The 13,747-nt window shown below is 41.3% G+C and carries 10 protein-coding genes; 9 read left to right on the top strand and 1 reads right to left on the bottom strand.

All coding sequences use genetic code 11. The features are described 5' to 3' along the window. Nucleotides 1–47: 47 nt before the first annotated feature. Nucleotides 48–1,028, top strand: coding sequence for a zinc-binding dehydrogenase (locus AC1D69_RS12420; protein WP_495456475.1), 981 nt, complete (start codon nucleotides 48–50; stop codon nucleotides 1,026–1,028). A 78-nt stretch (nucleotides 1,029–1,106) separates the two neighbouring features. Here the strand turns inward: AC1D69_RS12420 and AC1D69_RS12415 are convergent, their stop codons facing one another. Then, nucleotides 1,107–2,309, bottom strand: coding sequence for an MFS transporter (locus tag AC1D69_RS12415; RefSeq protein ID WP_495456474.1), 1,203 nt, complete (start codon nucleotides 2,307–2,309; stop codon nucleotides 1,107–1,109). Between the two features lie 225 nt (nucleotides 2,310–2,534). Between AC1D69_RS12415 and AC1D69_RS12410 the strand changes: the two genes are divergently transcribed. The 8 genes from AC1D69_RS12410 to AC1D69_RS12375 all read left to right on the top strand — a co-directional run bounded on the left by AC1D69_RS12410 (nucleotide 2,535) and on the right by AC1D69_RS12375 (nucleotide 13,311). Further along, a complete protein-coding gene (locus AC1D69_RS12410; protein WP_495456473.1) occupies nucleotides 2,535–2,891 on the top strand; it encodes a nucleotide excision repair endonuclease in 357 nt (118 codons plus the stop codon). A gap of 303 nt (nucleotides 2,892–3,194) precedes the next feature. Then, nucleotides 3,195–3,698: a PTS sugar transporter subunit IIA gene (locus AC1D69_RS12405; protein WP_495456472.1), complete on the top strand. Its 504-nt coding sequence runs from the start codon at nucleotides 3,195–3,197 to the stop codon at nucleotides 3,696–3,698. A 260-nt stretch (nucleotides 3,699–3,958) separates the two neighbouring features. After that, nucleotides 3,959–4,834, top strand: coding sequence for a PRD domain-containing protein (locus tag AC1D69_RS12400; protein WP_495456471.1), 876 nt, complete (start codon nucleotides 3,959–3,961; stop codon nucleotides 4,832–4,834). Between the two features lie 150 nt (nucleotides 4,835–4,984). Beyond that, the gene (locus AC1D69_RS12395; protein ID WP_495456470.1) at nucleotides 4,985–6,439 is read left to right on the top strand and encodes a PTS transporter subunit EIIC; all 1,455 of its coding nucleotides are present in this window, start codon (nucleotides 4,985–4,987) and stop codon (nucleotides 6,437–6,439) included. A 123-nt stretch (nucleotides 6,440–6,562) separates the two neighbouring features. Then, complete coding sequence (locus AC1D69_RS12390) at nucleotides 6,563–7,264, top strand: histidine phosphatase family protein (protein ID WP_495456469.1); 702 nt, start codon at nucleotides 6,563–6,565, stop codon at nucleotides 7,262–7,264. 137 nt (nucleotides 7,265–7,401) lie between these two features. Continuing rightward, nucleotides 7,402–8,817: a hypothetical protein gene (locus tag AC1D69_RS12385; RefSeq protein ID WP_495456647.1), complete on the top strand. Its 1,416-nt coding sequence runs from the start codon at nucleotides 7,402–7,404 to the stop codon at nucleotides 8,815–8,817. Nucleotides 8,818–8,929: 112 nt separating this feature from the next. Continuing rightward, the gene (locus AC1D69_RS12380; protein ID WP_495456468.1) at nucleotides 8,930–12,604 is read left to right on the top strand and encodes a PAS domain S-box protein; all 3,675 of its coding nucleotides are present in this window, start codon (nucleotides 8,930–8,932) and stop codon (nucleotides 12,602–12,604) included. Nucleotides 12,605–12,651: 47 nt separating this feature from the next. Further along, nucleotides 12,652–13,311, top strand: coding sequence for a response regulator transcription factor (locus AC1D69_RS12375; protein ID WP_495456467.1), 660 nt, complete (start codon nucleotides 12,652–12,654; stop codon nucleotides 13,309–13,311). The last annotated feature ends 436 nt before the right edge of the window (nucleotides 13,312–13,747 follow it).

Genomic DNA, 13,747 nt, shown 5'->3' with positions numbered 1-13,747 from the left:
TACGAGGCAACACTAATGTAAATAAGGTTAATCAGGAGATGATATAGATGAAGGCATTAATGTTACTGGGCAAAAATAAATGGATGGAAATGAAGATAGGGGAAGTGGAGACACCGAAACCGCAAAAGGGTGAGGTTCTCGTTGAGGTCTACGCGGTAGGTCTTAATCCCGTGGATTATAAATCAGCTACCGGGGGCAATCCTAATTGGTCTTATCCTCATATTATGGGGTTAGATGTGGCAGGTGTTGTAGCAGAATTAGGGGAGGGCGTTACAGAGTTGAGCTTGGGAGACCGGGTTGTATATCATGGAGACCTCACTAAGAAGGGCGGTTATGCTGAATATGCTGTAACGACAGCGCATACTGTGTCCCGAATTCCGGATTCTATCTCATTTGAAGATGCCGCAGCCATTCCTACAGCAGGGTATACAGCTTACCAATCGTTGTTTCGGAAGATTCCGCTGGACCAAGTGAATACGATTCTGATTCATGGTGGTGCAGGCGGCGTAGGCGGATTTGGTATTCAACTAGCGAAACAAGCGGGAAAAACAGTGATTACGACAGCTTCTCCGGTTAATCATGAATATGTACGATCTCTTGGTGCTGATTACGTGATTGATTATCGCGAGGAAGACGTGATGGCTAGGGTTATGGAGATTACGAATGGCCGTGGTGTAGATGCAGTTATTGATGCGGTGAGTAGAGCAAGTGCGACGAGTTCTTTGGACATGCTGGCTTTTATGGGACATATCGTGTTTATTGCAGGCGCACCAGACTTTATGAAGGTCCCGCTATTTACGAAGTCCATATCCTATCACGAGATTGCTCTTGGAGCAGCTCATCAATCCGGTGACGTAAAGGCTGAAAGAGATTTAAGTGTGATAGGTGATGCTATGTTAGCATTAATGGAACAGAACCAGATCACCTCTATGCTAAAAGAAATCATCACATTAGAAGAGGTTCCTCAAGCTTTAGTACAGTTATCAGAACGTCATGTTAAAGGGAAGATAGTCGTTAAGTTGAAATAAATAATTTTATAATAAAAAACAGCCCTAGCTTCGAATAACGTAGCTGGGGCTGTATGTGGTTAAATGCTTTAAGTAGATTTACACCGTGGTTTGTTTGCGTTCGACCAGGTAACAAGCTATACCAAGAATTAGACCAAGTCCGACAAGTATTGCGCCAACCCAAGGAAGAGATGTGATGGCTAGATGCGAAATGACCCAACCTCCAATAAAAGCACCAGATGCATTACCTAAATTACCGGCAGAGTGATTGGAGGTAGACGCAAGTGCAGGTGCATCTTGTGCTAGACTCATAATTCGTACTTGTAGTCCTGGCATGACCGCGAAAGAAGCAACACCCCACAGGAAGATCGTTGCTACAGCAGCAATTGGACTATGAATAGTAAAAGTGAGGATCGTAAGGATGATGCATGTAGCGAAATAGAGTCCCAATAAAGAGGGCAGGAGCTTCCAGTCTGCAAGCTTTCCACCAACGATATTACCTATAGTGACACCACAGCCGAATAAGACTAGAATCCATGTTACACTATGCTCAGCGAATCCAGTCACATCTTCCAGTAGAGGTGTAATATACGTGAAGACCGTGAACAAGCTGGCGTTGCCTAGTGCACCAATTAACAAGAATAACAGTAGCTTGCGTTGGGCAAGAGCTTTAACTTGTTTTAGAACACTAGCAGGCTTGTCCTGTCGCAATTTGGGAATAAAGATAAGTATACCGATAAGTGCAATAACACCCATGATCGCAATGGCACCAAATGATGCTCGCCAACCCATGTGTTGTCCGATGAATGTGCCTAGTGGTACGCCAACAATATTGGCGATGGTTAAGCCTGCCATCATAATAGAGACAGCTCCGGCTCGTTTGTTGGGTGCAACCAGATTGGAAGCAATAACTGCACCAACCCCAAAGAACGTTCCATGAGTTAACGCGGTAATCATTCGAGCAATCATCAATACTTCATAGCTTGGTGCAAATACCGAGATGCCATTACCAACAATAAATAGAACCATAAGCAGACATAATAACATCTTTTGTGGGATTCGTTGGGTGAGGATCGTTAATACTGGAGCACCGATAGCTACCCCTAGGGCGTACATTGTAATGAGTTGTCCTGCTGTGGAAATACTGACATCTAAGTCCTCAGCTACATTAGGTAACAGCCCCATAATGACAAATTCAGTCATTCCAATCGCAAAAGCGCCAACGGTAAGGGAGAGGATGGAGATGGGAAGCGGTTCTTTCTTGATTGCTTGTTCCCTAGTGACACCTTGTATAGCATTCATGTTGTAATGTTCAACCTTTCCTCTGTATGTAGTTCTTATTATTTAGTTTTCTGAAAGTTTATTCAAGAATAATTTTTTCGGAAAAGTAATGGAAATTATGATGCGCAGATGATCGGTATGACTCGAACATTGGGGATACTGAGGGGGTTGGCTAGATAATTCATGGTTTTACATGAAGATTTGTGATAGTATTTACACCTATATAGAATGAGGAAGTGAGCTATAATGATAAATATAACGGTTCCAGATCCACATATTTCGATTACTAAACAGGTTAATCCTGAGCTAAGTAACATTTACGGTTTTACTGATTTTCACCTGATTCCTCGAGATATGGGTGGAATCTTTATGTTTTACAACGACAACGATGAATTATTGTTCGTTGGTAAAGCAAGAAAGCTTAGACCAAGAATAAAGAAACATTTCGAAGATACGGTATCCGTCATCAAGATGAATAGAGATGAAGTCACTCGAATTGATGTTTGCCTCATTGGGGACCCTGTTCATAGAGAAATTTATGAAACGTATATTATTAATGAATACAAAGCGAAATACAATGTGGACAAAGTATTATACAAGTAAACGATTGATAATAAATTTGCAATAGGCGTAGTTAACAAGACCACGTTTATTGCTTTTTTAACTGAAAAATCCATTGACGCGATACAGACTATGATTTATAATGTCATAAATGATTTATTCATATGTTGGTGGCGTGTTACCGTAAAGGGCATGAGCCAGGAATTGAACTTACGTTTATTTGAGTTCATTCTTGGCTCTTTCGTTTTTTTATAGGATTTATGTTTCCTAGCCATGAATTTGCACCGCCCGTATATTTTAACCTTTAGAGAACAAAGCTAATAGTAGCAGAGAGGAATGAAGAATATGTTTTCAAAATGGAAATCAAAAAAACAAACTAACCAACCTATGGAGATTATGTCCCCTGTAAGTGGCAAGTCCGTATCGTTAACAGAGGTGCCAGATGAAACTTTTGCAGGAGGGCATATGGGCAAGGGGATTGCTATTGAACCTGTAGATGGAAAACTGATTGCTCCTTTTGATGGGAAGGTGGTTCATGTAGTCAAATCGAATCACGCTGTTATGCTAGAACATGCTTCCGGATTGCAAATGTTATTCCACATTGGTGTCAATACAGTTAAATTAAAAGGTGAAGGATTTACTAGCCATATTGCAATTGGAGACACAGTGAAGGCAGGGCAAACGATGATAGAATTCGATCTAGACATCATTCGCGCAGCGGGCTATAGCACCATCATTCCAGTTATTGTGACGACGGGTGAGGATGAAATCACTTGGAATGTGGACTGTCACTATGGTCAGGTAACTGCAGGTAAGGATAGTGTTCTAACCGTGGCTTTAACAGAATAACATAGAGCTAGGATAAATAATCCTATAAATAAGCTAATCTTGAACGCCAATTTGTACAGTAGGAGAGTGAACTTGACTTTCTTAAAAAAAGCCATTGACGCGTCACAGGCTATGATTTATGATGTTGTCATAAATGATTTATTCATATGTGGCGTGTTACCGTAAAGGGCATGAGCCAAGAATAGAACTCAGAATAGATGAGCTCGTTCTTGGCTCTTTTGTTTTTTTTACAAATATGATGATGACCGGGAGGGAAAAATTTGGCGCGTGAAATCAAGCAATATCAAATACAGCGAGTCATCGGAAGCAATTTTGTGATGGTTCAAGGAGTTACGAATAGAAGAGAGTATGTCATCATCGGCAAGGGCATTGGTTTTGCAGGCAAAGCGTCAGACATAATTGAAGGTGACGATCCGCGAATTGAGAAATTATTTCGTCTGGAGGACCGTGAAGAGTGGCGTCAGTATCAGATTTTGTTGGAGGATATTGATCCCGAGGTTATGAGAATAACCGATGAGATTATCTCAGATATAGAAAGTGAGTTTACTTATAAATTAAATGACAAAATATATCTGGCCCTACCAAGCCACATTCAATTTACGATTTATCGATTACGAAATGGAATGGATATTGTGAATCCTTTTTTAGAAGAAACCAAAATAAGCTTTCCGAAGGAATTTGAAATCGCTTCCAAAGCTGCTGATAAAATTAATGCTGAGTTTAAAGTCCAGATCCCTGAAGACGAGATTGGATTTCTAACCTATCACGTATACTCGGCTGTTAGCAATGTTCCGGTAGGACAGGTGGTGAAAGTCTCTAATATTGTAAATGAACTGCTTGATATGATCCGTAAAGAACGAGATATCATTTTTGAACAAGGCAGTATGAATCACGTTAGATTGACGGTTCACCTGAGGTTTTCACTAGAGAGAATACTGAAAGGATCACTAATAGATAATCCTTTTGTAAAACATATTAAGAAAGAGTATAAATCGGAATATAAATTAGCCCAGAAGCTGGGGAAAGTGATGGAGAACACGCTAGAAATCGACATCCCGGAAGAGGAACTTTGTTTCTTAGCCATGCATCTGCACCGCTTATTTCAAACGTTAGAGAACAAAACAAATAGCACATGAAAGGAATGATAGGTTTACCAAATAAATATCAATCATTCGGAACAACCTATCGTTAGGTAACTACAGGCAAGGGTAGTGTGTTTTTTCTGTGGCTTCAACTCATTGATTATATAGAGTCTTACTAATATGAAACGAAGGAGTGTAATAATTATGTTGGCTTTTCTACAGAAAATCGGTAAGTCGCTAATGCTTCCAGTGGCGACACTACCAGCCGCAGGTATCCTGCAAGGTTTTGCATTAATTAACTATGAAAAAGATTTACATCTTGGCGGTTTTGGAGCCTTTCTAAATCAATATTTTGCTCCGTTCTTGAGTGCAGGAGCGGGTGCCATTCTGGGGAATATCGCGCTTTTATTCGCTATCGGTGTGGCTATTGGGCTAGCAGGTGATGCTGTTGCAGCGTTATCAGCAGCGCTGGCACATGTGATATTGCTTCAAGTTCTCATTCAAATCCCTAAATCCTTCACATTCCTAGGTGAAGGTAAGGCATTAAACATGGGAGTACTCGGCGGTATTATGTGTGGTATGATTGCAGCTTATTGTTATAATAAGTTCCATAAAATTAAACTACCAGATTGGCTTGGCTTCTTCGCCGGGAAACGTTTTGTCCCTATGGCGACAGCACTTATTGTTCTTATTTTGGGTATCGTGTTCGGTATAATTTGGGCGCCTATCCAACAAGGGCTTGACGCTACAGGTGAATGGCTTGTTGGTCTGGGTGGATTAGGAGCTTTCTTGTTCGGTGTCGGTAACCGTTTGTTAGTACCATTCGGTCTACATCATGTACTGAACAACTTCCCTTGGTTCCAAATTGGAGAATATACGAATGCTGCGGGCGATGTAGTCAAAGGTGATGTAGGCCGCTTCTTGGCAGGAGATAAAACAGCAGGCCAGTTTATGTCGGGCTTCTTCCCGATCATGATGTTCGCTCTTCCAGGTGCGGCATTAGCTATCATTCATTCTGCGAAGCCTACTCAACGTAAGATTGTTGCTTCGATCTTTATCAGTTCGGCTGTTGCTTCAATTCTTACTGGTATTACTGAACCATTGGAATTCTCCTTTATGTTTGTTGCTCCATTGCTTTATGGTGTGCATGCGATTCTTACGGGTGTTGCTGGTTGGATTATGTACGCACTTGATATTAAACTCGGATTCAGTTTCTCAGCAGGTTTGATAGACTATCTCCTGAACTGGAAGTTGGAGACAAATCAGCTTTGGTTGATCCCTATTGGTATTGTATTCTTTGTAGTGTACTACATCTTGTTCAGATTCCTAATCAAAGTTTTCAAACTCAAAACACCGGGCCGTGAAGAAGACATCGAGAAAGAAGATACTGTTGTAACTAACACTTCTATCGCTGGTGCTTCCGACAGTAGAGCCGTTAAGATTCTAGCTCAACTAGGTGGACCTAGCAATATTAATTCAGTTGATGCTTGTATTACACGTCTTCGTCTCATCGTTAAAGATGAGAAAGCTGTTAACGATGCTGGTCTGAAGAAACTTGGTGCTTCAGGCGTTATGAGACTCGGAAAAGGCGCTGTCCAAGTCATATTCGGACCACAATCCGACGCGATCAAGGATGAGATCAACAAATTGATGAAATAATCGGCGTACTATTCCTGACGAGTTCATCCATTTTTGAGTAACAAGTGACAAGTGTTATGATGTAACTAGACATGATCTTATCGCTGATTTATTCAATTATGATAAACTTGGAGGAATGAATATATGCAGATATTTCTTATTCGCCATGCCGATCCTGACTATGCTATAGATGACTTGACGGAGTTCGGGCATCAGGAAGCAGCAGCATTGGGAAAACGGATGGCTTCTATAGGACTTGATGAACTATATGCTTCACCACTCGGTAGAGCTCAGACCACAGCAGGTTATGTTGCGAAAGAGACAGGGCTTACGATTCAGACAGAAGCATGGACTCGTGAACTGGATTGGACGGGTACTATGATAGAGGACCAAATGGGTCCAATATGGGACTATGCCGGAGAGCATATTTCTGAGATATCCAGTGGAAAGAGAATTTGGGATGATAAAACGGATCATTGGTTAAAACAAGATGAATATAGAACTAAATTTAACGAGTTGCAGGCATCCTCCGATGAATTTATGCTTCGGCAGCATTATAAACGAGAGAATGGTCTATATCGTATGATGGAGCCTTCAACGAAAAAGATTGGTATGGTATGCCACGGTGGATTCGGTCTCGCATGGTTAGCTCATCTATTACAGATTCCTTTATCGTTGGCTTGGTCTTCCTTCTGGATTGCTCCAAGCTCGGTGACAACCCTTCTAATGGAGGAACGAAGTGAATACTTCGCAGTTCCTAGATGTATTGCACTTGGGGATGTTTCTCATCTATATGCCAATGGCATGAACTATCGCCCGCGTGGATTGCTTGGAAACCATATGTAGCAACGCCCATTTTAAAGCCTTTTCCATATAAACAAGGAAAAGGCTTTTTCTTTGCGAGTGGGTTCAAGAACACTAGCCTATACCCGTGCATACCATATAGCACATTTGGTAGTAGGAGAAAGGGTGTGTGGCTAGTGATAGGCATTGAATTAACAGCGATTCACTATGTATATCTAGCCTTTATTGTGTTCATTATGGGGTTCTTAATCAAGCGGCGGGATACGACGATGATATGCGTAGTAGGAATTTTCGTGCTTGGATTATTGGCCACAGAAAGTCTTAGCGGCTCCATATCAGGTGTGTTCAACTCTTTTATCTATGCCACTAAAGAGTTGATGGGTACAATTATGATTATATCGATTATCGTGGCGATGAGTCGTGTGCTCATTCGTACAGGGATTAATGAAACCATGGTGGCGCCCCTTACCCGTTTTCTGCGAACACCAGGAATAGCCTTTTGGGGAATTGGAATCATTATGATGGTGACTTCATGGTTCTTCTGGCCATCGCCAGCAGTAGCCTTGATCGGAGCGGTGCTCCTACCCGTGGCCATCCGTGTTGGACTGCCTGCTCTTGGTGCGGCCATGGCGATGAACTTATTCGGCCATGGAATTGCCCTATCGGGTGACTATATTATTCAAGGTGCACCGAAATTAACAGCCGATGCTGCAGGCATTCCGGTAAGTAGTGTCATGGAAGCCAGTGTTCCTCTGGTCATTGTCATGGGACTAGTGACGACCATAACAGCCTTCTGGATGATGCGTAGAGATATGAAGAATGGCAATTGGAGAGATGGACTTGTAGCTGGGAAAAGCGGAGTCAATGCGCTATCTACTGATGACAAAGATGATGATGACAAGATCGTGATCCATCCAAGAGTAAAGCAATGGTTAGCTATTATTATTCCACTATTATTCCTAGGGGATGTAGCAGCCATGTTCCTGCTGAATTTGCAGGGAGGAGATGCAACAGCCTTGGTGGGTGGCACCGCAATAGTCATTCTGATTGTAATTACTTTACTCACGCATCGTGATCAAGGTTTAGAGAAGGTGACTTCTTATCTTATTGATGGATTTGTTTTTGGATTCAAAGTATTCGGTCCAGTTATTCCGATCGCAGCCTTCTTCTATCTAGGTGACTCTGCATTCGTGGAGTTGTTCGGTAAAGTGTTACCGGATGCTTCGCATGGTATCGTGAATGATCTGGGTGTTGCTCTTGCGGGTAATGTACCCCTAAATGGCGCAGTGGGTGCCATGACTTCAACCGTCACGGGAGCGATTACAGGTCTGGATGGATCAGGGTTCTCAGGTATCTCTCTGGCGGGATCCATCGCACAGCTATTCGCGGTCGCTACTCAATCAAGCGCAGCTACCTTAACGGCACTTGGGCAGATCTCTGCGATATGGGTCGGCGGGGGTACGTTAATTCCATGGGCTCTAATTCCCGCAGCAGCCATCTGTGGCGTAAGCCCATTTGAGCTTGCTAGACGTAATTTAAAGCCAGTACTGATTGGGCTTGCTGTAACGACTGTTGTGGCAATGTTTCTCGTATAAGCTGAGGCGTCCTTACTATGAAAGAAAATAATACTGGAAATAGGCGACTTAGGTCGTCTATTCTATTTGAATAGGAAACGAATTAAATATCCAAGACGGAAGTGATAACAACATGAGTTCATTCTGCAAGAGAGATACAACTACGTGGTCTATCGATAAGAAGAGAAATCTTCTGACCATGTCGGACGGATTCAAGAAATGGATGGACCGTTCTGAAGAGGAAATATACAACAGACCTGATCTCTTGCAAGAAATGGTTTATAGCGAGGATGTTTACCTCTTTAATGAACACATGGATATCCTATGTTCTGGTCAGACCAGCTCCATTGAATATCGCATTCTTTTAGAATCAAATGAGTTGAGATGGGTGCAAAGTATAGGTATACCTGTTCTAGACCAGGATAATCAAGTCTATAGGATAGATGGAGTTATTCTCGATATTACAGAGAAGAAGGCTACTCAGGAACGGTTAGAAAACACGTTATCTTTATATCAGGAGATATTAGATACCATTGATGTGGCCATTTGGTCATTTGATATTGCCTCAAAGAAAGTATCTTTCATTTCAGATGCCATCGCAAAAATTACCGGGTATTCAATCGAGGAGGCAAGCGGAATTCATTTATGGTCAGATATTGCACATCCAGATGACCGTCACGTTATCGATCACATCATTACATCTGCAAGACAAGGAATTTCTGCTGTATGCGAATATCGGATTATCGATGCTAATGGTGATATGAAATGGGTACAAGTTAGGTTGATACCTAGTCTAAATCGTTGCCAAGCTGTAGTTCGTCTTGATGGTATTGTATCTGATATTACTTCAAGAAAGGTTATGGAAGAAGATCTATACAGAAATGAGCAACGTTACAAGTCTTTATTTGAATATAACTCAGATGTCGTGTGCGAATTAGATCTGCATGGTAATATTTTAGCTATTAATCGGGTTGCCGAGAAGATTACAGGAGAACGTTTAAATGTCACCGAAGACAGTCTTTCCATCATGAATATCTTTGGTTCTGAGTATACTGGGCTCATGAGTGATTATTTAGAGAAGGCCATAGCAGGAGACTCCTCACATTACACAGTAACATCATGTCATAAGGATGGAGGTATTGTTCATTGGGAAATGAAGAATATCCCCATTCAAGTGAATGGCCGAATAGTGGGCGTATTTGCAATTGCCAAAGATGTCACTCTACGAAGAGAAGCCGAGCAAAGATTAGCGAATTGTGAAGCAGAATATCGGTTAATTACCGACAATATGAAAGATTTGATGGTTGTTCTAGATTCCAGCGGCAAATTAATTATGGCTTCACCTTCTTGTGTGAATATCATGGGGATGCCTATAGAACAAATTATTAATGATAATACGATATTGGAACATATTCATCCGGAAGATAGGCAATATTTAATCGATCGAGTCTTAACTATGTTTCATACAAGAGGAAGTGAATTGTTACGGTTCCGTTTTGTTCAAGATAATGGCTATATTATTCATCTTGAAACCATGGGTACACCTGTATTCGGCGAAGATGGAGAAATGAAGAACATTGTGATCGTGTCGAGAGACATCACCCAAAGAATCGGAATCGAGAATGAACTTAGAGAAAGTGAAGAACGTTACCGAAGACTAATAGAGTTGTCACCTCAACCGATGGTTCTCATTCGTGATAGTAAAGTTTCCTACATGAATCCTGCTGGACTAGACATGCTTGGAGCGAACCATGCCGATGATATTCATGGGGATTGGATGTATGATTATATTCATTCCGATTATTGGGTAGAGGGTACGAATAGGATGCTTCAACTCATGGATAAGAAGTATCTAGGATCTACGGAATATAAGATCATTCGTATCGATGGGCAGCTTATTGAAACAGAAGTAATCGGAATATATGACGAGATAACAAAGACAATCATCATTATCATTAAGGATGTTACGGAACGTCTTAAGATGGAGAGAGCCCTTCAAGAGAGTGAAGAACGGTACCGAAGATTGGTGGAATTATCTCCGGTAGCGATTGCTGTATATAAAGACGGTGAGATCAGTTATATTAATCCAGCCGGAGCTAAGATGCTCGGTGTAGAGGTTAAAGGGGACAAGGGTGTAACCTACATGTTGCTAGATTGGATTCATCCAGATTATCGAAAGTATGTACAAGAGACGATGGATCACACGTTATTGAATGGATATTCACTCCCTGCCGAATATCAAGTCGTCCATTCGGATGGTCATGTCATTATTGTATCTATGCTCTCCATATACGACGCTCATTCTTCATCGATCCAGCTTATGTTCGAAGATATTACAGAGAAGAAACAGGTAGAACAGGCTCTATTGGAAAGCGTGGAGTTAAATAGTCTGCTTATTAGAATGTCACCTGAAGCGATAGTTGTTCATAGTGATTATAAGTTTATATATGTAAACCATGCAGGTCTTGAATTGTTTGGAGTATCAAGCGCACAAGAATTGATTGGTAAGTCCATATTGGGCTGGGCCCATCCTGACTATTGGTGGTTGATAAAGGAACGCATGGATGAAATATATAGGCAACAAATGATATGTTCCACTCCTGTTGAACAAAAGGTCATACGATCAGATGGTGAAATAATCGATGTCGAAGTGACAGCTAATTCGATTCCTTATAAAGAGGGATTCGCAGCCATTTCGATCTTTCATAATATAAGTGATCGGAAAAGGGCCGAAGAGGAAAGAAGGCGCACGGAGCAAGTCATTCGTGTAAGTGAAGAACGATATTTCCGCTTACAAACAAGCCTGGATCGGTTCTCACATGATCTGTTCGGCGTCATGAAAATTAGCCAAATGGAACAGCGCTTATTGAAGGAAGTACGTGATTTATTACAAATTTCAAATGTGAGTATCATTCAAGTTGATCAGAATCATGACAAGTTATGCGAAATAATTGAAACGGAGAAAGGATACTTGCTTAAGATCGGTAATGCTAAAGCGAGAAGTTATTTGCTTTGTATTGACGAAAAACCGAGCATCCTCAATATTACATCCATTCGAGTATGGCTTAAGACAATCACTCGATATGTCAGTGTTCTCTTCGATCATTTTTTGTTGATTGAAGACTTAACTAAAGAGCTAGAGCAGGCAACCTTAGGGCAAGTTAGCCCAACCTGGTTTCTTCGGTTTATGTTCCATTTGTCCGAGAATGAGAGAAAACGGCTGTCTCAGGATCTTCATGATTCTGCACTTCAGGAGCAGATTATTTGGTATCGTAAGCTGGATTTACTTTTGGCCGATCCATCAATTACCGGAACACTGCGAGAGCAGCTAGGACAGATTACAGAAGGTTTGCTAGATGTCATTTATCAATTAAGAATAACATGTAATGAACTAAGGCCACCAATGTTAATCAGTGATGGACTAACTTCGTCGCTTGAGGCATTGTTTGATTTCACTCAATTACGTGCCGACTATAGCATTCAATTTGAAGTGGAACATTTAACACATACATTACAAGACGACATACTTATCGGATTATATCGTGTTGTACAGGAGCTTTTGGCTAATGCTTCGAAACATTCATCGGCAACGAAGGTTCGTATTGCCCTTTCGGATGAGGGTGAAGGCGTTCGAATGGAATATCAAGACAATGGGATTGGTATGGATGTAGCATTGACTGAGGATTCGCTTAAGAGTATGGGAATATATAGTATGAAGGAACGGGTTTGTAGCATGGATGGCACCATCCAGTTCCGTTCATCTGAGAATAATGGGTTAGCTGTTTTTATATCTCTACCCGGACATTGATATAGTCATAAGGCGGGAATGGATTATTCATTTGGAGGTGAAGCAATATGATTCGCATACTAATCGTAGACGACCATCCAGCTGTTATGGAGGGAACGAAGATGATTCTGGAGCAAGAGGGAGATATGGTAGTAGATTTAGCAAATTCATCTGAGGAAGTTCTTGGAATGGTAGGCACGCAGACATTTGACGTTATGTTATTCGATCTTCATATTCCCAATGTCAATGGAATTGAGTTGGCTAAGCAAGTGTTACAAATGGATTCGGATGCCATCATATTAATCTATACAGGCTTTGAAATTAATAACCATTTTAACGTCATGATTGAGACAGGTATATTTGGCTTTATTCCCAAAACCACAAGTAGAGAACAGCTTGTCACTTCCGTTCGTTGCGCCCTCAGGGGAGAAGTCATTCTTCCATTCTCCTTAGTTAAGCAATTAAGAAGAACGACACATTCAGGATCGGAGACGAACGATGAAGAGCTGGGCTCTACGATTAGCAACATGGAATATGAGATGTTAAGGGAGATCGCTCAAGGGAAAAGTAACAAGGAAATTGCTGAGACTCTACATATGGGGCAACGATCGTTAGAGTATAGGCTAACCGATTTATTCTATAAGTTAAAAGTTAAGTCGCGAATAGAAGCGGCTCTGAAGGCGAAACAGTTAGGTATATTAATGAATTCGGATATGAATCATTCGTGAGTTGCTAATATCATTTATAAAGGTCCCATCACATTTCGTGATTAGGGATCTTTTTTTTGAATTATAAGAAAGGACCAGGTTCGCTTGGACAGTGCCATCATCGCCGATGCATTTCAATCGATTTGCGCAATGATGTAATTGATTCTTGATTTGGTATTCCTTATCATTTCGTCGAAATAGGGAGGGGGTGGTTGGTATCCCATTTTTACTAATAGAGCGGGTGATTCTGGTTGTTCTACTGTAAAGGAGCGCAATCATTTTGCGGGGTCACGCCAACCTTTTTCGGTTACCAAAATATAACGATAGATTATGATAGTCCTAGTTCTTTAGATTCATTTCGTGCGAAGGGGTAGGGAATAAGGATCAATTTGCTAGCGAGCTTGGTTTTGTATTTTACGTAAGGGGACTAGAAAGCAAGTAACAATAACAATTATAA

The sequence above is a fragment of the Paenibacillus sp. Y301 genome, assembly GCF_059445505.1.
This window is presented reverse-complemented; position numbering and strand designations above follow the sequence as displayed.

What these genes read in the sequence shown, in the direction of transcription:
- AC1D69_RS12375 (WP_495456467.1), top strand. Translation starts at nt 12,652, where the DNA reads ATGATTCGCATACTAATCGTAGACGACCATCCAGCTGTTATGGAGGGA.
- AC1D69_RS12415 (WP_495456474.1), bottom strand. Translation starts at nt 2,309, where the DNA reads ATGAATGCTATACAAGGTGTCACTAGGGAACAAGCAATCAAGAAAGAA.
- AC1D69_RS12395 (WP_495456470.1), top strand. Translation starts at nt 4,985, where the DNA reads ATGTTGGCTTTTCTACAGAAAATCGGTAAGTCGCTAATGCTTCCAGTG.
- AC1D69_RS12420 (WP_495456475.1), top strand. Translation starts at nt 48, where the DNA reads ATGAAGGCATTAATGTTACTGGGCAAAAATAAATGGATGGAAATGAAG.
- AC1D69_RS12405 (WP_495456472.1), top strand. Translation starts at nt 3,195, where the DNA reads ATGTTTTCAAAATGGAAATCAAAAAAACAAACTAACCAACCTATGGAG.
- AC1D69_RS12380 (WP_495456468.1), top strand. Translation starts at nt 8,930, where the DNA reads ATGAGTTCATTCTGCAAGAGAGATACAACTACGTGGTCTATCGATAAG.
- AC1D69_RS12390 (WP_495456469.1), top strand. Translation starts at nt 6,563, where the DNA reads ATGCAGATATTTCTTATTCGCCATGCCGATCCTGACTATGCTATAGAT.
- AC1D69_RS12410 (WP_495456473.1), top strand. Translation starts at nt 2,535, where the DNA reads ATGATAAATATAACGGTTCCAGATCCACATATTTCGATTACTAAACAG.